The organism is Streptomyces sp. NPDC088810 (genome assembly GCF_044750305.1).
Lineage (GTDB): Bacteria > Actinomycetota > Actinomycetes > Streptomycetales > Streptomycetaceae > Streptomyces.
Genome location: NZ_JBIVJQ010000021.1, coordinates 13,479 through 33,190, shown reverse-complemented (window position 1 = coordinate 33,190; position 19,712 = coordinate 13,479). Strand labels below are relative to the sequence as shown.

Genomic DNA, 19,712 nt, shown 5'->3' with positions numbered 1-19,712 from the left:
GCTCACGCCACGCAGCGAAGGCGATTCTTCCGTTTTTGCGCGAAAACGCCCGCGAAGTCTCAGGTATCAATTCTCTGGCCGATTTGTTAGTTGTTGTCCGAATGGCTCGATCTTCGTGCACTCGTCATGGCTTGGATGATGTTATCGGAGCGGCACAGGCACGTTTCCGTGGTCAGCCGGGAAGCAGGCTCGGCAGGCATGCCGCACCCGACCGGAGCGGGCACAGGATGTCGGGTGCGGCAGGCTTGGCCCTTCCTAACGTTGGTGATCGAAAGGGAAGGAGGCCGGGGTTGCTGGATCGGCTGAACCAGGCCATGGAGCACATCGAGGCTCACCTCGACCAGCACATCGAGGTGTCCGCGCTGGCCCGGATCACGGTCACGTCCGAGTACCACTTCCGGCGCCTGTTCTCGTCACTGGCGGGGATGGCGCTGTCGGAGTACATCCGACGCCGGCGGCTCACCGTCGCAGGGGCGGAGGTGCTCGCCGGGGAACCGACCTTGCTGGAGATCGCGATCCGCTACGGCTACACCTCGGGCGAGGCGTTCGCCCGGGCGTTCCGCGCCGTGCACGGCGTCGGTCCCGGCGAGGCCAGGCGTACCGGCGCAGCTCTGAACTCGCAGCCCCGGCTGTCCTTCCGCCTCACCATCGAAGGGACCAACACCATGCGGTACCGCATCGTGGAAAAGGAAGCTTTCCGGGTCGTCGGCAAGAAGGCCCGCGTCCCGCTGATCCACCAGGGCATCAACCCGCACATCGCCGAGCACGTCAAAAGCATCTCGCCGGAGACGATGCTGCGGATCACCGGCCTCTCGGACCAGGACCCGGAGGGTGTGGTGTCGGCGACCGTGCGCCTGTCGGACGGCTTCGAGGAAGGCAGCGAACTCGACTACTACCACGCCGTGGTGACCACTGCCGCCGAGTTGCCCGAGGACCTCGACACACTGGACTGCCCGGCGGGCACCTGGGCCGTGTTCGAGAACACCGGGCCGTTCCCGCAGGCGCTGCAGCAGATGTGGGGTGACGTGGCCGCCCAGTGGATCCCGTCCAATCCGTACGAGTACCGTCCGGGACCGGAGATCCTTCGCACCCGCCCGTCCCAGGACGACCCGGCGCAGTCCGACGCGCAGCTGTGGATCCCGGTGACCCGCACCACGGTCTGAGCCAGGGGCAGCGCGACGTTCCGGGGGCGAGGCGCCCGGCCCCGGCACGTACGGATCTCCGGCTCAGAGACCCAGCGGCACCGCCGCGGCGGACACTCCCTGTCCCCCGCCGTGGGCCTGCTTGGTGGTCACCTCTGGTGGCCGGGCAGGGCCGCCGTCCCAGCGTTGCGCAGCTTGAGAATGTATGCCGCAGTGAGCGCTACGCCACGGTCCTCGTCGTGGGACAGATCTGCGAGGGCACGTGTCGTCGTGCTCCCCGGGATGTCCGCGAGCGCCTGTGTCAGCCGTCGACGTGCCGACGGTCCCATGGTGCCGCCGGCGAGACAGTCGACGAGCCCAGCGGCGATCTCATCCGCCAACGCGGGATCACCCGCCAGCGTGCTCAGTGCGTCGGCTGCGTCGGCGTCGTTCCTCTCCTCCACGATCATGTCGATGAGCGTCGGGACCGCGTCGGCTACTCCACGTGCCCCGAGCGCCAGAGCCGCGTACCCGCGGACCACGATGTCGGGGTTCCTGAGGGCGTCCCGCAGCACTGCGGTCGCCTCATCATTCGGGATCTCGGCGATGGACTGGACGGCACGTCCGCGCACCTCGGCCGCGGGTGATCCGAGGCCCTCCGCCAGGAGTGCCAGCCCGTCCTCGCCCGACTGCGCCAGAGCCCAGCGAAGGGCGCCGGCGACGTTCGGATCCGACTCGCTCAGCACGGCCTCGACCAGTGCTTCCACCGGCACGGGACCTTCCTCGACCGCGGACAGGGCCGCCCGCTGCCGCGCCCCCGCGCTCTTCGACCCCAGCGCCTGGAGGAGCGCGACGGTCTGCAGGACATCCTGCCAGCCGGCGGGTTCCGCGGCGTCGATCCGGTGGAGTCGCCTGAGCAACTCCGTCTCCGCTGCGATGCGGTCTCGCGTCTGGCGGATGAGGTCGTCGACGAGTTCCGCGGGCGTGAAGCCGGGGTCATCGAGTGCGCGCCTGACGTCACGCAGCGACAACCCCAATGACCGCAGGCTCTCGATGTGGAAGATGCGCCGGACGGTCTCGCTGGAGTACTCCCGGTAGCCGGAGCCGGTACGGCCCGTTGGCCGCACCAGGCCGAGCGCCTCGTAATGCCTGAGCATGCGGGCGCTGACCCCGGACCGTTTCGCCACATCACCGATCAACACTGCCTACTGCCCCTCCTGGCCGGCCCCGCCGAGAGCTACCATGCGCTTCGCCTCCTCGATCGCGCACTCGAATCCGGCATTCGGATCGCGCCACAGTCGTTCCGTGGCGACCGCGTGTGCGCGCACGCGAGGATCGAGTGCCGTCGTCGCGGCTCCCAGTGCCGGCAACGTCACCTCTCCGAGCGCGATCAGCGCCCGGCTGAGGCTCAGCTGCGTCTCGCGTTCGCCGCGCCCGAGCTGTGTCGCCAACGCTACGGCCAACTCGGGCTTCTGGCCTTCGGGCACGAGCACGACCGCTGCCCGCCAAGCGCTCCGGGCCACCTCGTCGTCGGGGTCCGACAGCAGCGCAGGTGTGATCGCCGGCCACGCTTTCCGATCCCCGATCTTGGACAGCGTGTGCAACGCCTGGCTGCGTGCCTGCGCACACCCCGAGCCGACTTCGTCGAGAAGCAACGGGACCGTCATCGATGCCGCGTGGCGAGTGAGGGCCCACGTCAGCATTTCGCGGACGTAGAACTCGGGTTCGCTCGCGCATCGCTCGATGAGCTTGCCGATGAACTCCGGGTCCGGGGCCGTGCCGAGCGCCAACGCTGCCTGCAGCCGGACCGACGAGCTGTTGTCCTCCAGTCCCTGAAGTGCCCGCATCGTGCTCGTGTCCTCTCTCGGCCTGGTCATGGAGACCACCTCCTTGGCCACAGTGAAGACCTTGTCACTGTGTCAAGGTCCAGCCGGACCTGGACCTGGCCGAGCGATCTGGACCGTGCCGGAGTTCGTCCGGTGCGCGCTGGAGACTGAGGGCGTGACGCATGCCGGGCCGCCCCAATGGACGCGCGGTCCAACGTCGTCGGTCGACCGGGCTCATACCCCGCACCCCTGCCGACGACCACCCGCCGGCGTCTCTTCGGCCGGCGGGCGACCGTCGGTGTGGCGTGTTCAGTTGCCGCCCTGGTCCGGGGTTACCTGACCCGATCCGGCGGCCGCTGCCGACGGCATACCCCCACACCACCCAGCGGGTTCCGAGCCGGTCAGGCGCGGCAGCGCAGCATCTCCAGTGGCGGGTACGCCAAGAGGTCCGCCCAGAAGTCCTTGCCGAACTCGCGGATACCGGCTTCGGACACCTGCACCGGTACCCACTCCACGTCACGGAACCCGGCCGCCCGCAGACACTCCTCGTACACCTCGCGGCGTGGGACCGTGCTGACGATGCTGATCGGTTGCGGCTCGAGGAGAGCCGTGACCCGCACCCGCGGGCCCGTCTCGGCTTCCTCGCCGGTGGGCTCACAGAGGAACCCGTACTTGTCCAGGGACGGGCAGTCGAACCGGTAGTCGGGGTTCTGCGCGAACACCAAGAACTCGCCACCCGGAAGCAGGTTTTGGTGAATGCTGCCGCACATCCGCTTCATCGTCGCGATGTCCTCGGCGTAGTTGAGGCACTGCACTCCCACGGCGATGTCGAAGCGCCGCTCCAGAGGCGGCAGTTCGGCCACGTCGCCGACCAAGTAGCGCGCACCCAGCGGGTCACGCTGCTCGATCTCGCGCGCGGCCGCGATCATCTCGACGGAGATGTCGACACCGAAGACGTCCGTGGCGCCGCGCCGCTTGAACTCCCTGCTGTAGAAGCCGGTGCCGCACGCCAGGTCGAGAACCGACTTGCCGCTCACGTCCCCGACCATGCCCAGGAAGCTCGGCACTTCCCCGTACCGCATCAGCGGCAGCGACTTGAACCCCTCGAACGCCTCGCCGATCTTGTCGTACTGCTGCACGCTCACGTGCCGCCCCCTCGCGTGTTTCGTCCCGTACGTGGCCACGCCACGCCGAGCCTCCGGATGCGGAGGCTCGCCGGTCGTGGTGGTGGCAGGAAGTCTCCCTCGCCGGTGTCCGGGGGCCGTACTGGCAGATGACACGAGAAGTTGTCCGGGTGACCCCCGTATCACCCAACACCACCAGCCGAGTCGTTCGGCAGCGAGTAGGCCGACGCCGCAGCGACCGCCACCGAGGGAACACGTCGAGCAGGTCCGCCCCGTAGCGCGTGCGGACCTCAGGGCTGAACGCGGCGATGTCCAGCTCGTTGGCAGCGGTCAGTTCGGCGAAGTTTCGACGCGCTTAGAAGCCCCCGGTAGGAGGACGTGCGGTCGCAGGAGCTCCTCGCGGAGCTGGGTGAGGGCGCGGTGCAGTGTGCTCTTGACCGTGCCCGGCGACAGGCCGAGTGCGGTGGCTGTCTCTCGTGTGGACATCTGCTCCCAGTGGCGCAGCACGACGACGGCGCGCTGCTGGGGCGCCAGCGACTTGACGAGGTCCATGAGGAGAGTGCGGTCTGCATGCCGTTCGGCGGAGTCCTCGACGCTCGTCTCGGGCAGCTGAGCGGACGGAAGTTCCCGGACTTGCTGGGCCCGCCGCCACCACTCCGCGCGAGTGTTGATCATGACGCGGCGCAGGTAGGCGTCTGCGAGTCGCTTGTCCGCGATGCGGTCCCACCGGGGGTACGTGCGTAACAGCGCGGTCTGGAGCAGGTCCTGGGCTTCCAGCGGGTCCCTGACCAGGCGGCGGGCACTGCGCAGCAGAGCGTCGTGCCGTGTACGGACGTACTCCTCGAAGTCCATGACAGGGGCTTGGGGTTGAGGTTGGGGTTGGGTGGTCATCGTCCGGCTCGTTTCAGGCAGGGGTCGGGAGGAGAGGTCAGTGCCGGGGGTGGGGCGACAGTCGGCAGGCTGGTGCGGGCGGCCAGGCGTCGTCTGTAGGCCGCTGTGGCCTGGGAGAGGGCCCGGACGCAAGGAGGTGTCAGGGGCGCGGTGGGGCGCACCTGCTGTGGCCGGCGTGTTTGCCGCACGCCTGCGCCTCCAGGTGGAAGCCGCGGTCGTGGACGAACTTGACGGCTCGGGTGTTCTGGCTGCCTCCCGCGTGCACGGTCGCCGAGCAGGCGCCGCTGTCCCGCCATGAGCCGTAGTCGGTGTCCGTAGCGCAGCTGGATCCGGGTGTTGCCGATCTTCATTGCTGGCCCGTTGTTCCGCCTGGCTGCGCCGGCCGGAGTGGCGAGGAGCAGGGTGGCGGCGACTACCGCCACCGTCCCCCCGCCAGCGCCGACGTCTTCCCTTGATCATCGCGGTGCCTTCCCTTTGTGTCCGTGCTGGTGGGCGGCGCCGGGTGGGGTGACGTACGGTCGCACCCCACCCGGCGCCGTCTGCTGCTCGCGATCGTGCAGGCGCGCGCCGGTCACGTTCGAAGGGCCGCCGTGGCTCTCGGCCGTGCCGGTCAGCGGCGCAGGTAGTCCCAGGTGTGGCTGCCGACGATGCCGTCCGCACCGCCGGTGATGTGGTGGTGGCTCTGGAGCCACTTGACCGCCGCGAGGGTGTCGGGCCCGAACCTGCCGTCGACGGACAGCCATCCGGGGTAGTCCGTGTGCTGGTTGATGATGTCCTGGATCTCCCTGACGGCGTCCGCGTTGGAGCTTCCCTCGCTGATGGTCGCGGTGCCGTAGTAGTAGTCGCAGGTGTAGCCGACGGTGGAGCGGTAGGTGCAGGAGTGCACGGCGGCCTGGACCGCCGTCCTGGTCGTCCGGGGGCCGGCGCTCGCATGGGCCGCCGTCACGGGTACGGCGACGAGCAGTCCGGCGGTCAGGGCCAGGGCGCCGACGACTCGGATGCGGGTGGACGGCATGGGCATGTCTGTCTCCTCGTGGAGAGCGAAGCTGATGGGAAGCGGGACGGGTACGCGTCGACGGCCGGCTGTCAGCAGTCCGGGAGGTCGGGCACCTTGGGTGCCGCTCCGCGCACGTAGTGGTTGCTCACCCAGGCCGGGTCGCTGCCGGACAGCAGGGTGACCTTCGTCCACCACTTGTTTCCCGCGACCTTGCTGGTGTGCCGGTTGGTCTGGCAGTACGCCCGGAGCGTCGCGTTGGACACCCTGATGGCGACCCCGCAGCTCTTGCGCGGGCACTCCCGCAGGGCCACGTGCGTACCCTTGATGCGGATCTTCTTCACGCTGGCGGCCGACACGTCGGACACCGGTGCCGGCGCCGAGGACGCGGTGGCGACGGGCTGCGGGGCCCGTGCGTCGCTGTGTGCGGGGCCGGCCACGGCGATGCTGCCGGCCAGGGCGAGCGTGGTCGCGGCGAGCGCCCAGCTGTTGCGCATCAAAGAGGGCATTCCTGTACTCCTTTCACTGGCGCCTCACTGCACGGCGCATTCGGTTGTTCACGGCAGCCGACCGGGCCTGCCCGACGAGCGGCCGTCCGCTCGTGCCTGACCTCGACTTTTCCGGCCGGGGAATTGAATGGGCAGCCGGTTACGCCGCCCTGATCAATGGCGCTTCCGCGTTCCCTCGGCCGGCCGGTGCCAGGCAACGACTGTGGCAGCGAGGGGCTGTGGGGAAGCTGAAGATCCCCGAAGGCGCCAACTCGGCAGCTGTGCATGGTTCTTCAGGTTGGCCACAGGGTTTCTCCCGCATGCTGGAGTCATGCGCGTACTCGTGGTGGAGGACGACCGGCGGATGGCGGAGCTGCTGCGGCGCGGCCTGGCCGGTGAGGGATGGGCGGTCGACGTCGTGCACGACGGGCTGTCAGGCGTCGAGCGGGCGGGCGAGCACCCGTACGACGCGATCCTGCTGGACCTGATGCTGCCGGGCCTGAACGGATACGGAGTGTGCGGCCGGCTGCGTGAGGCGGGCATCTGGGCGCCGGTGCTGATGCTCACCGCGATGGACGGGGAGTACGACGAGGCGGAGGGGCTGGACGTCGGGGCGGACGACTACGTGACCAAGCCGTTCTCATTCGTGACGCTCCTGGCCCGGCTGCGGGCGCTGATGCGGCGCGGTCAGCCGCAACGTCCCGCGGTGCTGCGCGTCGGGGACCTGGAAGTGGATCCGGCCGCCCGGCACTGCCGTCGCGGCACGGTGCCGGTGGCTCTCACCGCGCGGGAATTCGCGGTCCTGGAGTACCTGGCGCGGCGCGGCGGTCAGACAGTCACCAAGACGGAGATCCTGGAGCATGTCTGGGACGACCGGTTCGACGGAGACGTCAACGTGGTGGAGGTCTACGTCAGCGCCTTGCGCCGCAAGATCGACACTCCCTTCGGCCGGCGGTCCATCCGGACGGTCCGGGGCATCGGCTACCGGCTCGACGTCGCACCGGCGACGGCATGCTGAGGAGTTCCGGGGCACCGCGTACCGTGCGCCGACTGCGACCGGGCAGCGTGCGGGTACGGCTGACCCTGGCCGCGACCGCCGTCGCCGCCGTCCTGCTGGCCCTGGCCGCCGTCGCCTCCGCCGTCGCGGTGCGCAGCTCCCTGCAGGCCTCGGCGCTCCAGCGGGCCGGCGACGGCAGCCCGGTGGGAGCGACCGAGGCGGCCGTGTGCACATCCGATGCCGGCGGCACGAGGTGCACGCCAGGCCCCAGTCACGGGGTCATCGTCCGGCGGGACACAGTCCCGCTGCTCCGCGGTGAACACCTGTCGCTCCGGCCGTGGGCCGATCGGGCTGACGCAAGGCCCGTGGAGTTGATTCCGGCCGACGGCTCCGACCCGATCTCCTTCCCCGACTCCTGGACGGACCAGGACCGGCTGACCACCACGGTGTGGTGGCTGGGCGGCGGCACGCTGGTGCTCACCCTGCTGACGGCCGGCGGGGCATGGCTGGTCATCGGCCGGGTCCTCAAGCCGGTGGAGGTGATCCGGACGCAGTTCGCCGCGCTGAGTCTGAGCCGGCTCGACCAGCGCATCCCGGCGCCGCGCTGCGGCCGGGAGTTCTCCCGTCTGGTGGCGACGATGAACAGCGCCCTGGACCGCCTCGAAGCGGGGGCCGCCCGGCAGCGGCAGTTCACCTCCGACGTCGCCCATGAACTGCGCACCCCGCTCGCCTGCTTGCGGGCCGAACTCGAACTCGCGCTAGCCCCCTCCGGGACGGCCCGCTGGCCGGTCGCCGCCCGCGACGCCCTGCACGACACCCTTCATCTCCAGGACATCACCACGAACCTGCTGCTCCTGGCCCGTCTCGACGCGCAGGCCCCGCACTCGAGAAACCTCCTGACCGAGCAAGTGGACCTGCCCGGACTGATCCGTGACGCGGTCGCCCGCCGTGACCTGCCCGGCCGCCTCCGTCTCGTCGTCACCGCGCCCGACGAACCCGCGCCGGTGACCGGCCACCGCGGCCTGCTCGCCCGGGTCCTGGCGAACCTGCTCGACAACGCCGAACGCCATGCGGCCACCACGATCACCGTCACCCTGACCCTGGACCACGCACGCCGGCAAGCCCTGTTGGAAGTGGCCAACGACGGCCCGCCCATCCCTCCCGAACACCAGGAGAAGATCTTCGAGCGCTTCAGCCGGCTCGACGACGCCCGCACCAGGGGCGCCGGGGGCACGGGCCTCGGCCTGGCCATCGCCCGCCGCATCACCACGCTCCACCACGGCACCCTCACCCTCTCCCCCGGCCAGGAGGACCAGGTGGGCGCCCGGTTCGCCGTACGCCTGCCCCTGACCTCCGAGGACGCCCAAACGCTGGTCGGCGAACTCCTGCACGCGTGGGAGGAGCCCGACGACATCCCCGCACTCCTCGGCCACAACGCCGGGCACCAGCCACTCGAAGACGTCGTGCCCGATCTCGTACGCGCCCTCGTCACGGCCGGACGCGACCGCCACCTCCAGGCCCTGCTCCGCCACCTCGCACGGCAGGCGCCCGCCTGGGAGGTCACCGGCCTCGCCGACATCCTCCGGGACGAAGGCATGCCCGCAGCGGCCGACGAACTGCTCACCGCCCGCACCGCACCGCGCGGGCTCGCACGGGGCGACCGGGTTCGTTGAGGCATGAGTACGGCGTCCGTCGGCGCCGCGCTGACGGAGAACGTGCCTGGGGTTTGCCTTCGGTCACCGGCCTGCCCAGCGCGGCGGCCCATCATGCTGGGGTCCACGGGGGGCGGTGCTGCCGATGGCGGGGCGACCGGAAAGCCCGGTGGCCCGGTTCGCCGCCGAGTTGCGAAGCTCCGTACGCAAGCGGGCAGTCCGACGTGCGGGTGATGGCGCAGCGCACGGGTCAGGGGGCGGGCACCTGTCGCAGACGGCCGGGGATGAGCGGCTGCCGACCCTGCCGGTCGCCCTGGCCCACGTCCGGGCCTGCGGGGGCGACCGGCGGGAAGGGGAGGAGCGGTGACGGGAGGCGGCCGCGGAGGTGGCGGCCGAACCGCGCGCCGAGGATGCGGACGCGGAGCCCCCGTACCGGGGAATGGCTCGTTTCGAACCCGTCGACGCCGGTCTGTTCCGTCGCTGGCCGGGTCAGTCCGGTTCGGCCGCGCCGAGACGGTGGGCGAGGTCGGTCAGATCGGCCAGCCGCAGTACCCGTCCGCCGAACCCTGGCAGAGGGACGTGCAAGGGCGTGGTCCAGCGGGCGGGGATCGCGTCCAGGCCGTGATACGCGCCCGCCAGGGCGCCGGTGACTGCGGCGACGGTGTCTGTGTCGCCCCCGGCGTCGATCGCCGCGCGCAGGGCGTCCTCGAAGCCGGTGGTGCTGCGCAGGGCCCAGACCGCGGTCCCCAGGCAGGGCCAGACCGCGCCGTTGAACTCGGTTGCCTGGTCGGGATGCCAGTCGGCGGCGAGGACGGTGGCATAGCGCTGACGGTGGTCGGGATGGACGAGGTCCAGGGCGTCGGGAAGGGCGCAGAGGGGGTCCGCGCCTGCCAGGGTGAGCCGAACGAGTTCGTGAAAGAGGGCGGTGCCTTCCCAGGCGGCGCGGTCGCCGTGGGTGAGGGCGGCGATGCGCCGGGCGGCGTCCATGGTGACCGCCTGGCCGGCACGTGCGAAGTAGACCGCAGATGTCGATGCCCTCATCAGGGAGCCGTTGCCGGCCGCTCGCAGGTTGATCCGGAAGTGTGCTGCGGCGGCCAGATCCCACGGCATGCCGTTGGTCAGTACGTCCTCGGTCTGCAGGCCGATGTCTTTGGGGCTGGCCGCGGCCCAGCGCTGGAAGCGGGCGAAGATGTCCGGCGCGTCCAGTCCGCCCCGCTGCAGCAGCGACTCGGCGACGAGTACGGCCATCTGCGTGTCGTCCGTGGCTTCGCCCGGTTCCCAGCCGCCGCCTCCGCACATCTCGCCACCGCACCCGGGTTCCGGGAACCGGGCGGAGAACGCCCCCTCGGGCCCGAACTCGAAGGGCGCTCCCAGCGCGTCGCCCACCGCTGAGCCGACGACCGTCGCGATGGCTCGTTCCGTACGCTCCATCCGCGCAGGGTATCGACGGCCGGGGGGCTCACGGCGGTTTGTTGCGGGGTCTCATCGAGGGCTTCTATTACGATCACGATCATATCGCCATAATCTGGACGCTTTTCCGGTGGGGAGATCACATGCCTGACGAACGCATCCATGAAGTCGATCCGGCGCGCCTCCAGCTGTCGCGGACGGTTTCCCAGGCGGTCAAGCAAGCAACCGCGATCCTGCAGCAGGAGGTGAACGACGGCTCGGGGCGCGCCACCACGATGCAGGCGAAGTACGCGGCGACGAAGAAGGTCGACCCCAACGAGTTCAAGGCGTTGAGCAGCCGGGTGCGCAAGGACGTGCACGACCTCATCGCAATGGCCGCCGACCTGTTCTCCGAACTCCAGACCGACGAGGTCCAGACGGTGGTGTCGCGTATGGCCACCGACGCGCACGACGTGCTCGAAACGACGATGAACCTCGTCGACAACAGACCGGCGACCGCCATGACCCTGGCCAACCTGGGCTTCACGACGCCGCCGCCCACGACCCCCACCGAGGCGGCAGCGGACGCGCCGGAGCCGGGGCCCGGGCCGGCTTCCGGTGACGCGCCACGGCAGCCCGGCGCCTGAGAGGGTCGAAAGGTGACCTCTACAGTGGGCGTACAGCTCGGCCCCTCGGCCGTGGAGTCGGTTCTCGAACGCTACCGCGACATCACCATCGCGCGACTGATGTCCGATATCCCGGAGTGCGCAGAGGACGACCTGTACCGTCTCGTGCGCGCCTACCCCAGCCGGTCCGGGAAGGGGCTGCGCCCCGCGCTCTGCCTGGCGGTGTGCCGGGCGCTCGGCGGTGACATCGAAAAGGCGATCGATTCCGCGGTCGCCATCGAGCTGACCCACAACGCGTTCCTGATCCTGGACGACATCCAGGACGGCAGCGAAATGCGCCGCGGGGCGCCGACACTGCCCGCCGAGTACGGCCTCGGGGTCGCGGTGAACGTCGGCAACGCGACCAACCTGCTCGCCCTGCAGCACCTGATGGCCAACCGGTGGACACTCGGCCCCAATCTGGCGTGGGCGGTCCTCCAGGAATCGGCGCTGATGATGCGCCATTCGCTCGAGGGGCAGGCGATCGAGGTCGGCTGGATCCGGAACAACGCCTGCGACCTGGCGGACGACGACTACTACCGGATGTGCATGAAGAAGTCGTCCTGGTACACGTGCATTTACCCCTGTCGTGTCGGCGCTCTCGTGGCCGAGGGCCAGCACAAACAGACGGCCCGCTTCGATCGCTACGGCTGCTACCTCGGTGCGGCATTCCAGATCCAGGACGATCTGCTCAATCTGACCGGCCACTACGCGCAGTACGGGAAGGAGATCTCCGGGGACCTGTGGGAGGGCAAGCGCACCCTCGTCCTCATCGAGTACATGCGCCGTTGCACCGGCGCGCAGCGGGCGCGGATGGAGCGGTTCCTGGGCAAGACGCGTGCGACCCGCACGGAGGCCGAGGTGCAGTGGGTGCACGACGAACTGCTCGCCTCAGGCTGCGTCGAGACCGTACGGGCTCGGGCGAGGTCACTCGCCGAGGAGGCCCACATGGAGGCGCTCGAGGCGTTCGACGGCCATCCCGACTCCGAGGAGAAGCAGTTCCTGCTCGATCTGCCGTTCTACATGGTGGAACGGGAAAGCTGAGCCGCAGCCATCCTGCCTTCCGGCGCACCGGGCAGGTGCGCGCGTTGCAGCCACTCCCGGTACGCCGGCGCCTCGTGGGCGACGGCCCAGTAGGCCTCCTCCAACGCCGGGAAGGCCTCGTCCAGTCCGTCCTCGGTGCGGGCCGCCAGCAGCAGACGTACTCCTAGCGGGTCGCCCTTCAGTGGGCGGATCGCGAGATCGGGGCGGGGGTGGGCGGTCGGTTGGCTGACCGTGACCACTTCGCCGGTGGCGGCGAGTGAGTACGCGGTGAGGTAGTCGCCGTGCAGCATCTCGGAGTGCAGGCCTGCGGCCCGCAGGACCCGGGACAGGCCGTCCCACTCACCGTCGACCGTCGAGTCGACCATCCAGCGGTCGCCGGCCAGATCGGCAAGACTCACCTCCGGCTGCGACGCGGCGGGGTGGTCCGCGGCGAGCGTGACGAACTGCGGTTCGCGTTCGACGAGCACGCGCAGGCACAGACCGGGCGGGATGCGCAGCGGACTGCCCTCGACCTCGTGCACGAAGGCCATGTCCAGCCGGCCCGCGGCGACCATGCCCAGCAGGGCGTTGGCGGACACGTTCATCTGCAGGGTGGGTTCGCATTGCGGGCCTCGGGCCCGCAGCAGGCGCAGCCAGCCGGGGATGGCCCGGCTCGCCGTGGCGCCTATGCGCAGCTGGTACCCGCCGGCGGCACGGGCCGCCGCCGCCCGGGTCTCGGTGACGATCGCCGCGAACTCCGCGACCAGCGGTCTGGCCCGGCTCAGCACGGCCAGCCCCAGCGGGGTGGGGTGGCAGCCGGTCCGGGCGCGCACGAAGAGCTGAGCACCCAGAGCGTGCTCTATGCGCCGTAGCTGAGTGCTCAACGACGGTTGCGCCAGACCGAGTTGCCGTGCCGCCTTGTGCAAGCTGCCGGTGTCGGCGATGGCGCAGAGCACGCGCAGATGCCTCACCTCGAGCTCCATGGGAGGAGCGTAGGGCGGCGCCGAGCGCCACACCAGATGTTCAAGGTCCAACGAAACCGGACGAGTCGGCCACCGATAGCCCCGAGCTATCGCCAACTGCCATCATCCCTCGTCCCGTTGGCCTGCCCGAGACTCACTGGCAACCGATCGTTCAACCCCACAGGACGAGAAGGAGCCCCCCATGCAGTCGTTCCGTACCCGCACCGGGTCGAAGAACTCCAGGAGACTCGTGGCCCTGGCGCTGGGCCTCGGTCTGGCCTCCGCCGCGCTGGGCACCGCCGGCCCGGCGAGCGCGTCGAACACCGCCGAAGCCCCCGCCAAGGCCGCCACCGCCGGCTACGTGGGCACGGCCGAGAACGCCGGCAACAAGGTGTTCTTCGACGCCGTGCTGAAGTCGGTCGCCAAGAGGCAGGCCGCCCAGCCCTCCCTGAAGGTGGTGACCGTCTACTACAACGCCTCCCAGGCGCCGAGCTTCCGCGCCCAGATATCGAGCGCCGCCTCCATCTGGAACAGCTCCGTGTCGAACGTCAAGCTCCAGGCGACCACGGGCAGTGGTGACTTCGCCTACTACGAGGGCAACGACTCGCGCGGTTCCTACGCCTCCACCAACGGCCACGGCCGCGGCTACATCTTCCTGGACTACGCGCAGAACCAGCAGTACGACTCCATCCGCGTCGCCGCCCATGAGACAGGCCACGTGCTGGGGCTCCCCGACCACTACAGCGGCCCGTGCAGCGAACTGATGTCGGGCGGCGGCCCCGGCACGAGCTGCACCAACCGCTACCCGAACAGCACCGAGCGGGCCCGGGTCAACCAGCTGTGGGCCAACGGCCTCGCCAGGGCACTCGCGCGGGTCGGCACGGCGACCAAGGCGGGCTGACCTCCCCCACAGTCCTGCACGTCAGCGTACGGACCGCGGACCGGTGCCGCGGTCCGTACCGCTGCCCCGGCTCAGGATGCGGCGCGTCGGAGTTCGTCCGCGCTGGGCAGTGCTCCGGTGATCAGACGGGTAGCGAAGTCCGGTTGTCGGTGCGGCGGTTGACGTGCTCCGCGAGCAGGAGGGCGGTTGGCTTCCCTAGGCCATCCGCAGCTCGACCAATCCCCCTCGTCACCGTCGTCGTTCCTGTCTGGGATAGCGTCCCTTTCGGTTCGGGCGAGTGAGAGGGATGTCGTGCAGGTTCAGGTGCGTGGCCGGGGGGCCCGCCGGTGGATCACGTTCGGGGCGATCGCGTTCGGGGGGCTCTTCCTGGTCATCGGGCTGATCCTCGCCGGGGTGTCGGCCTCGTTCCTGGCGGATGCGGAGCGCGTCCGGGGCACGGTGGTCGCTTTGGAGTGGCGGGACGACCACAGCGAAGTGTCGCGCAGGAAGCGGGTGGCCGACGGGCCCGTGGCGTACCCGGTGGTCGAGTTCACGGCGGCGGATGGCACGCGGCGGACCTTCCGGGACTCCACCGGCTCCAATCCGCCGGCGTACGAGCGGGGTGAGCGGGTCGAGGTGCTCTACCGGGCGGATTCCCCCGAGGACGCGCGGATCAACGGATTCGCCTCGCTGTGGCTGCTGCCGCTGATCTTCGGTGGGATCGGGCTGGTCTTCGCGGGGATCGGGACGGTCGTGGCGTTGGTGACGCGGAGGCGTTCCTAGGCCGGTTGTCCGCTGCGCGTGAGGTCATCGGAGAGCGGGCTGTCCGCCGTGCTGCTCCCGCGCGGGGTTTCGGAGATGCCGCTGTGGCCGAGTTCGGGACCGAGTCCGAAATAGTGCCGGAAGTTGTAGACGAGCGGGCTCCATGCCGCGGGGTCGATGTGCTGGGTTTCCGGGACCACCAGGCGGGCGTCGGCGTGCACCTTCAGCACCCGGGCCTCGACGATCAGGAAGTCTCCCGTGGCGTCGGGTGTGATCCGGGCGGCTCGCGCCTCCAGCTGGATCGCGCACTCGGCCACTCGCGGCGGGCGCACCTCCTGCGACGGCTGCGGCCGGAAGCCGCCCGCCCTGAACTTGTCCGGCTCGTAGCGGGTGTGCCGGGGACCGTGCCCGGGTGCCACGGACCTGCCGGTGAGCCGGCCCAGCCGCTCGACGGCGGCCCATTGCCCGGGCTCGGGCAGATTGACGACCAGTTCCGGCCGGGCGGCCAGGTTCGCGCCGGTCTGCCCGTGCCGTCCGAGCCCCAGGACGACCACCTGCCCGAGGGCCCAAGCCGACGATATCGGCGCGAGGTTGGCCGTGCCGTCCGGGTTCTCGGTGGTCAACAGCGCGACGGGCGTGCCGAAGTAGAGGATGCTCGGGGTGATGGTCAGGTGGGTTCCGGTGTGCGGGGGCCGGTTCGGTGCGGTGTTCATGCGGTGACCGTAGGGTGCCGACTGTTCGGGGACGGCCGAACCGTTCACCACCGATCATGGGCAGTAGCCGCGCGGTGTGCAGGGGCCCGTGGGTCAGCAGGACGCCCATCCCGCCGGACGGGACCGGGTTGTCGGCCGGAGGACACGGCGTCGGTCCAGCGCGTGGGCACGGCGGCGGTGGTGGTCGTCACCTTGTCAGCGGCCATCAACGGCAGCACCTTGTCGGGGTGCGGGCCAGGACCATGCGGCCGCCGTTCATCAGGGTGCCCAGGCTGCCGGGGCAGGCCACCAGGCGGGTGATGAGCTTCGGCAGTCCGGTCGTACCGCCCGAGAGAAGGCGCCCAAGCGGGTCCGGCACGGTGATGGAGGTGGCCTCGGCCTGGACGGCCGGGTAGCGCAGTTCGTGGGCGCGACGCGCGGGGAGGCGGCAGGCCAAGCCGTCGCCGCGGTCGGCGAGTTGCCGGTAGGTCAAGGCGAGCCTGCCACGGCCGCTGCTGCAGACCGTGCGGAACACCGCTCAGGAGCTGTGAACCACGGCGGTGTGCGCCACCGCGGTCGGCAGCTGATCCCTGCCGTCCCCTCAGCGGTCGTCCCCGTCCCCGGTTTCCGCCCTCCCCGTGTCCTCCCGCGGTGCCGGGTTCAGCAGGACGTCGATGCCCGCCCGCAGATACCGCTCCAGGGTGGCGTCCGAGGCCGCGATCAGGGCCGGGGGCCGTATCTCGGTGCGCATCAGGCTGGTGCCGAGCATCCAGGCCGCCAGGAGTTCCGCGCGCAGGTCGGCGTCGGGGCCGCCGAGGCGGGAGGCCAGGCGCTCGGTGAACACCTCCGTGAAGTCGGCCCGCAGCCCGGCCAGCGCCTCGTCCCGGCCGGAGGACCGCAGCACCGACAGCACCGGATGCGGGAAGTCGCCCTCCTTCGGCGTCCCCGAGAGCAGCGCGCAGAACCAGTCGGGGATCGTCTCGACCGGCTCCTCCAGCAGGGGTTCGAATATCTTGCCGGCGCCCACCACGTCGTTGAACAACGCTTCCTTCGAGCCGAAGTAGCGGTAGACGAGGGCGGCGTCCACACCCACGTCACCCGCGATGTCGCGCACGCTGGTGCCCTCGTAGCCGTACTTGCCGAAGCGGAACGCGGCGGCGGACCTGAGCGCGGTGCGCGTGGCCGAGGCCGAGCGCCTGTGGGCTGGTCGGCAGACCTCTGCCTTCGGCGCCTCGCCGTCGTGTGCTCCCGTCACGTCACCGCACCTCCGTTGCCCGCGGACCTCCCGCTGCCCGCCCCATGGTCCAGTGTGAAGCGGCTGTCTCAAAGTCACCGACCGTTGTCACCAATCGTTGACTTGTGTTCGCGCCGCATGCCATACCTGAGGCAGGTCAACGACTGATGACTTCAGACCTCGTTCCGCCGGGCCGTACGACGGAGTCGGCCCGTTCCAGGTCGCCCGCACGCTGCGACGGCACGTGTCCTCGACACGTGTCCCCAAGCCGCCGCGCGCGGGCCCCACCGACCGGAAATGGTGATCTTCTGTGCCTGCTCGACATGTCGCCGTGATCGGAACCGGTTACGTCGGACTGACCACCGGTGCCTGCCTGGCCTCCTTGGGGCACTCCGTGGTGTGCGCCGACGCCGACCCGCACAAGGTCGAACGGCTGCGCGAGGCCCGGGTCGACATCATGGAGCCCGATCTGCCGGAGACCGTACGGGACGCCCTGGAGGCGGGCCGGCTGGAGTTCACCGGCGACACCGCGGCCGCCGTCGCCGAGGCCGAGGTGGTGTTCCTGTGCCTGCCCACGCCCATGGGAGCGGGCGGTGCGGCCGACCTCGCCGCCGTGGAGGCCGTCGCCGGGGAGATCCGGGGCCTGCTGCGACCCGGCTGTGTCGTCGTCAACAAGTCGACCGTGCCGGTCGGCACCTGCGAGCGTGTCGCCGCACTGCTCGGCCGGGCGGACGTGACCGTGGTGAGCAACCCGGAGTTCCTGCGCGAGGGCCGCGCCGTCCACGACTTCCTGCACCCCGACCGCATCGTGATCGGCTCGGCCGACCGGGCCGCCGCCCGGCGCGTGGCCGACCTGTACGCGGCACTCGACGCGCCTCTCGTCCTCACCGACCCTGCCAGCGCCGAACTGACCAAGTACGCGGCGAACTTCTTCCTCGCGATGAAGCTGTCGTTCGCCAACAACCTCGCCACCCTCTGCGAGCGCTTCGGCGCCGACATCGCCGATGTCACCGAGGGCATCGGGCGCGATCCGCGCATCGGCTCGGCGTTCCTGCGGCCCGGGCCCGGCTGGGGCGGCTCCTGCCTGCCCAAGGACACCCACGCCCTGCTGACCATGTGCGACCGGTCCGGCGTCGACTTCCCGCTGCTGAGCGCCACCATCGAGACCAACGTCACCCACCAGCGCCGGCTCGTGGAACGGGTGACCGCCGCGTGCGGGCGCGGCGAGGACGGCTCCCTGCACGGCGTACGGCTCGCCCTGTACGGCCTGACCTTCAAGGCCGGCACCTCCGACCTGCGCGACTCGCCCGCGCTTGCCGTCGCCCGGCTGCTGCGTGAGCGGGGCGCCGAACTCACCGGCTACGACCCGGCGTTGTCCGAGGAGCGGCCCGACCTGAGCGATCTGGTCGAGCTCGTCGCCGACCCGGTGCGGGCCGCCGAGGGGGCCGCGGCCTGCCTGGTCCTCACCGAGTGGCCGGAGCTGCGCGACCTCGACTGGGCGGCGATCGCCGCGCGGATGACCGGCGACGAGGTCCACGACTTCCGCAACCTGCTGGACGCGGACCTGCTCGCGCGGGCCGGGCTGAGCCGGCGGGGCATCGGACGCCCGGCGGCACCGGCACGGGTGGCGTGAAGCACACACGGAGCGGCCGGCGCTCCCGCTGAGCCGCTCGCGGCCGTCCGCCGAAGGTCCTCAACCATCCCCGAGAGTCCTCAGCAGAAAGGCTCATCCCATGCGGGTTCTGTGCACCACGCTCGGCAGTCCCTCCCACGGGCGCGCCCAGCTGCCCCTGCTGCGCGCCCTGGCCGAGGCCGGGCATCAGGTGCTGGTGGTCACCGTCGACACCCTCGCCCCGGTCTTCCGTGACGACGACGTGGAAGTGAACGCCGCGCTCACACGGTTCAACCCGTTGGCCGCGGCCGGCCCGTACCTCGCCGAACTTCCCGAACCCCCCGACATGGCCAAGCCGACACCGGAGTTGACCCGGCTGCTGATGCGGAGCGTGGCCGGGGCGGCCGTCAAGCCGCATCTGGACGTCCTGCTCCCCCTCGCCCGGGACTTCCGCCCCGATCTGATCCTGCGGGACGGCATGGACATGAGCTCGGTGCTCATCGGCGAACTGCTGGGCGTACCGCAGCTTCCGACGCCCTCCGGGTTCAGCAACATCATGGACCCCGCCGAGATCCTGCCGCCGCTCAACGAACGGCGCGAGGAGCTGGGGCTGCCGGTGCAGGACGACCCGCTGTCCGTCGTACCGCACGGCCGTGTCGACTACGTACCGCCCGCCTTCTCCTTCGCCCGGAACCTGTCCGTGAGCTGGTCCTACCGGCAGACGGTGGACGTCGAGCGCCGCGGGGTGCTGCCCCCGTGGGCGGCCGGACTGCCCACGGACCGGCCGCTGGTGTACGCCGCGATCGGTACGGCCCTGCCGGCGCTGCGCGAGCACATGGCGGAGTCCGCCGAGCCGTTGCCGGTCAAGCTGCCGGACACCGCCGAGAGCCTGCGCGCGCTCGTGGGGGCGGCGGCAGAGCTGGACGACTGCACGGTGGTGGTGTCGACGTCCGGGCTGCCGCTGGACACCGACGGGCTGCCCGGGCACGTCCACGTCGCCGAGCACGTGCCGCAGCCGCTGCTGCTGGAGTCCGTCGACCTGTTCGTCACCCACGGCGGGTTCAACAGCATCCGCGAGGCCATGCGCACCGGCACACCGCTGGCGGTGCTGCCGCACTTCGGGGACCAGCACGCCAACGCGGAGCGCGTGGAGGAGCTGGGCTTCGGCCGCCACATCACCGACCGCAGCGCGGGAGGCATCGCCGACGTGTGCCGCAAGCTGCTCGCCGACCCCGCACCCCGGGCGCGGGCCCGGGCGGCCCGGCTGGCGATGCTCACGCTGCCGGACGTCGAGCAGGCGGTCGGCGATCTGGAGGGGATCGCCGGGTAGCCCCACCGTTCCCGCACACGGGGCCGTTCCCGGAACCCGGGGACGGCCCCCACACCTCCCCCTCCCCTAG

At 70.7% G+C, this 19,712-nt stretch carries 20 protein-coding genes; 9 read left to right on the top strand and 11 right to left on the bottom strand.

Annotation, left to right across the window (positions count from 1 at the left end):
• Nucleotides 1-290 precede the first annotated feature (290 nt).
• Nucleotides 291-1,163, top strand: coding sequence for a GyrI-like domain-containing protein (locus tag ACIP4Y_RS38250; RefSeq protein ID WP_401401729.1), 873 nt, complete (start codon nucleotides 291-293; stop codon nucleotides 1,161-1,163).
• Between the two features lie 128 nt (nucleotides 1,164-1,291).
• Here the strand turns inward: ACIP4Y_RS38250 and ACIP4Y_RS38245 are convergent, their stop codons facing one another.
• From ACIP4Y_RS38245 to ACIP4Y_RS38220, 6 genes are all read right to left on the bottom strand, one after another.
• Nucleotides 1,292-2,323, bottom strand: a complete 1,032-nt coding sequence (locus tag ACIP4Y_RS38245; protein ID WP_401401727.1) for a HEAT repeat domain-containing protein — start codon at nucleotides 2,321-2,323, stop codon at nucleotides 1,292-1,294.
• A 3-nt stretch (nucleotides 2,324-2,326) separates the two neighbouring features.
• Nucleotides 2,327-2,998, bottom strand: coding sequence for a HEAT repeat domain-containing protein (locus ACIP4Y_RS38240; RefSeq protein WP_401401734.1), 672 nt, complete (start codon nucleotides 2,996-2,998; stop codon nucleotides 2,327-2,329).
• Between the two features lie 350 nt (nucleotides 2,999-3,348).
• The gene (locus ACIP4Y_RS38235; protein ID WP_401401725.1) at nucleotides 3,349-4,092 is read right to left on the bottom strand and encodes a class I SAM-dependent methyltransferase; all 744 of its coding nucleotides are present in this window, start codon (nucleotides 4,090-4,092) and stop codon (nucleotides 3,349-3,351) included.
• 309 nt (nucleotides 4,093-4,401) lie between these two features.
• Nucleotides 4,402-4,962, bottom strand: coding sequence for a SigE family RNA polymerase sigma factor (locus ACIP4Y_RS38230; protein ID WP_401401722.1), 561 nt, complete (start codon nucleotides 4,960-4,962; stop codon nucleotides 4,402-4,404).
• A gap of 610 nt (nucleotides 4,963-5,572) precedes the next feature.
• Nucleotides 5,573-5,983: a peptidoglycan-binding protein gene (locus ACIP4Y_RS38225; RefSeq protein WP_401401719.1), complete on the bottom strand. Its 411-nt coding sequence runs from the start codon at nucleotides 5,981-5,983 to the stop codon at nucleotides 5,573-5,575.
• Nucleotides 5,984-6,048: 65 nt separating this feature from the next.
• Nucleotides 6,049-6,465 (bottom strand): hypothetical protein, encoded by a 417-nt coding sequence (locus tag ACIP4Y_RS38220; RefSeq protein ID WP_401401716.1) that lies wholly within the window; start codon nucleotides 6,463-6,465, stop codon nucleotides 6,049-6,051.
• A gap of 310 nt (nucleotides 6,466-6,775) precedes the next feature.
• Here ACIP4Y_RS38220 and ACIP4Y_RS38215 point away from each other — a divergent pair, with 310 nt between their 5' ends.
• Together ACIP4Y_RS38215 and ACIP4Y_RS38210 are read left to right on the top strand one after the other, a co-directional pair.
• Nucleotides 6,776-7,462 carry a response regulator transcription factor gene (locus tag ACIP4Y_RS38215; protein ID WP_401401714.1) on the top strand — a complete coding sequence of 229 codons (687 nt, stop codon included), beginning with the start codon at nucleotides 6,776-6,778 and terminating at the stop codon, nucleotides 7,460-7,462.
• 23 nt (nucleotides 7,463-7,485) lie between these two features.
• The gene (locus ACIP4Y_RS38210; protein WP_401401711.1) at nucleotides 7,486-9,114 is read left to right on the top strand and encodes a sensor histidine kinase; all 1,629 of its coding nucleotides are present in this window, start codon (nucleotides 7,486-7,488) and stop codon (nucleotides 9,112-9,114) included.
• Nucleotides 9,115-9,582: 468 nt separating this feature from the next.
• Here ACIP4Y_RS38210 and ACIP4Y_RS38205 read toward each other — a convergent pair whose 3' ends face one another.
• On the bottom strand, nucleotides 9,583-10,524 hold the full coding sequence (locus ACIP4Y_RS38205) for an ADP-ribosylglycohydrolase family protein (RefSeq protein WP_401401708.1): 942 nt from the start codon (nucleotides 10,522-10,524) through the stop codon (nucleotides 9,583-9,585).
• 122 nt (nucleotides 10,525-10,646) lie between these two features.
• Here ACIP4Y_RS38205 and ACIP4Y_RS38200 point away from each other — a divergent pair, with 122 nt between their 5' ends.
• Nucleotides 10,647-11,129, top strand: coding sequence for a hypothetical protein (locus ACIP4Y_RS38200; protein WP_401401706.1), 483 nt, complete (start codon nucleotides 10,647-10,649; stop codon nucleotides 11,127-11,129).
• Between the two features lie 12 nt (nucleotides 11,130-11,141).
• Nucleotides 11,142-12,191: a polyprenyl synthetase family protein gene (locus tag ACIP4Y_RS38195; RefSeq protein WP_401401704.1), complete on the top strand. Its 1,050-nt coding sequence runs from the start codon at nucleotides 11,142-11,144 to the stop codon at nucleotides 12,189-12,191.
• Here the strand turns inward: ACIP4Y_RS38195 and ACIP4Y_RS38190 are convergent.
• Entirely contained in the window at nucleotides 12,167-13,153 is a 987-nt protein-coding gene (locus tag ACIP4Y_RS38190; protein WP_401401701.1) for a LysR family transcriptional regulator, read from the bottom strand. The two genes, ACIP4Y_RS38195 and ACIP4Y_RS38190, sit on opposite strands and share 25 nt — an antisense overlap.
• 181 nt (nucleotides 13,154-13,334) lie before the next feature.
• Between ACIP4Y_RS38190 and snpA the strand changes: the two genes are divergently transcribed.
• The gene (gene snpA, locus ACIP4Y_RS38185) at nucleotides 13,335-14,033 is read left to right on the top strand and encodes a snapalysin (protein WP_401401698.1); all 699 of its coding nucleotides are present in this window, start codon (nucleotides 13,335-13,337) and stop codon (nucleotides 14,031-14,033) included.
• 291 nt (nucleotides 14,034-14,324) lie between these two features.
• A complete protein-coding gene (locus tag ACIP4Y_RS38180) occupies nucleotides 14,325-14,795 on the top strand; it encodes a DUF3592 domain-containing protein (protein ID WP_401401695.1) in 471 nt (156 codons plus the stop codon).
• Here ACIP4Y_RS38180 and ACIP4Y_RS38175 read toward each other — a convergent pair.
• From ACIP4Y_RS38175 to ACIP4Y_RS38165, 3 genes are all read right to left on the bottom strand, one after another.
• Nucleotides 14,792-15,487, bottom strand: coding sequence for a flavin reductase family protein (locus ACIP4Y_RS38175; protein ID WP_401401692.1), 696 nt, complete (start codon nucleotides 15,485-15,487; stop codon nucleotides 14,792-14,794). The genes ACIP4Y_RS38180 and ACIP4Y_RS38175 overlap by 4 nt on opposite strands.
• A 205-nt stretch (nucleotides 15,488-15,692) precedes the next feature.
• Nucleotides 15,693-15,959, bottom strand: coding sequence for a hypothetical protein (locus ACIP4Y_RS38170; protein ID WP_401401690.1), 267 nt, complete (start codon nucleotides 15,957-15,959; stop codon nucleotides 15,693-15,695).
• Between the two features lie 108 nt (nucleotides 15,960-16,067).
• Nucleotides 16,068-16,721 carry a TetR/AcrR family transcriptional regulator gene (locus ACIP4Y_RS38165; RefSeq protein WP_401401688.1) on the bottom strand — a complete coding sequence of 218 codons (654 nt, stop codon included), beginning with the start codon at nucleotides 16,719-16,721 and terminating at the stop codon, nucleotides 16,068-16,070.
• Nucleotides 16,722-17,010: 289 nt separating this feature from the next.
• Here ACIP4Y_RS38165 and ACIP4Y_RS38160 point away from each other — a divergent pair, with 289 nt between their 5' ends.
• Nucleotides 17,011-18,333 carry a UDP-glucose dehydrogenase family protein gene (locus tag ACIP4Y_RS38160; protein ID WP_401401686.1) on the top strand — a complete coding sequence of 441 codons (1,323 nt, stop codon included), beginning with the start codon at nucleotides 17,011-17,013 and terminating at the stop codon, nucleotides 18,331-18,333.
• 100 nt (nucleotides 18,334-18,433) lie between these two features.
• On the top strand, nucleotides 18,434-19,642 hold the full coding sequence (locus tag ACIP4Y_RS38155) for a glycosyltransferase (RefSeq protein WP_401401683.1): 1,209 nt from the start codon (nucleotides 18,434-18,436) through the stop codon (nucleotides 19,640-19,642).
• Nucleotides 19,643-19,712 lie beyond the last annotated feature (70 nt).

Coding starts and splice junctions, on each gene's coding strand:
- ACIP4Y_RS38240 (WP_401401734.1), bottom strand. CDS start 2,998: ATGACCAGGCCGAGAGAGGACACGAGCACGATGCGGGCACTTCAGGGA.
- ACIP4Y_RS38230 (WP_401401722.1), bottom strand. CDS start 4,962: ATGACCACCCAACCCCAACCTCAACCCCAAGCCCCTGTCATGGACTTC.
- ACIP4Y_RS38225 (WP_401401719.1), bottom strand. CDS start 5,983: ATGCCCATGCCGTCCACCCGCATCCGAGTCGTCGGCGCCCTGGCCCTG.
- ACIP4Y_RS38220 (WP_401401716.1), bottom strand. CDS start 6,465: ATGCCCTCTTTGATGCGCAACAGCTGGGCGCTCGCCGCGACCACGCTC.
- ACIP4Y_RS38215 (WP_401401714.1), top strand. CDS start 6,776: ATGCGCGTACTCGTGGTGGAGGACGACCGGCGGATGGCGGAGCTGCTG.
- ACIP4Y_RS38205 (WP_401401708.1), bottom strand. CDS start 10,524: ATGGAGCGTACGGAACGAGCCATCGCGACGGTCGTCGGCTCAGCGGTG.
- ACIP4Y_RS38200 (WP_401401706.1), top strand. CDS start 10,647: ATGCCTGACGAACGCATCCATGAAGTCGATCCGGCGCGCCTCCAGCTG.
- ACIP4Y_RS38190 (WP_401401701.1), bottom strand. CDS start 13,153: ATGGAGCTCGAGGTGAGGCATCTGCGCGTGCTCTGCGCCATCGCCGAC.
- snpA (WP_401401698.1), top strand. CDS start 13,335: ATGCAGTCGTTCCGTACCCGCACCGGGTCGAAGAACTCCAGGAGACTC.
- ACIP4Y_RS38175 (WP_401401692.1), bottom strand. CDS start 15,487: ATGAACACCGCACCGAACCGGCCCCCGCACACCGGAACCCACCTGACC.
- ACIP4Y_RS38155 (WP_401401683.1), top strand. CDS start 18,434: ATGCGGGTTCTGTGCACCACGCTCGGCAGTCCCTCCCACGGGCGCGCC.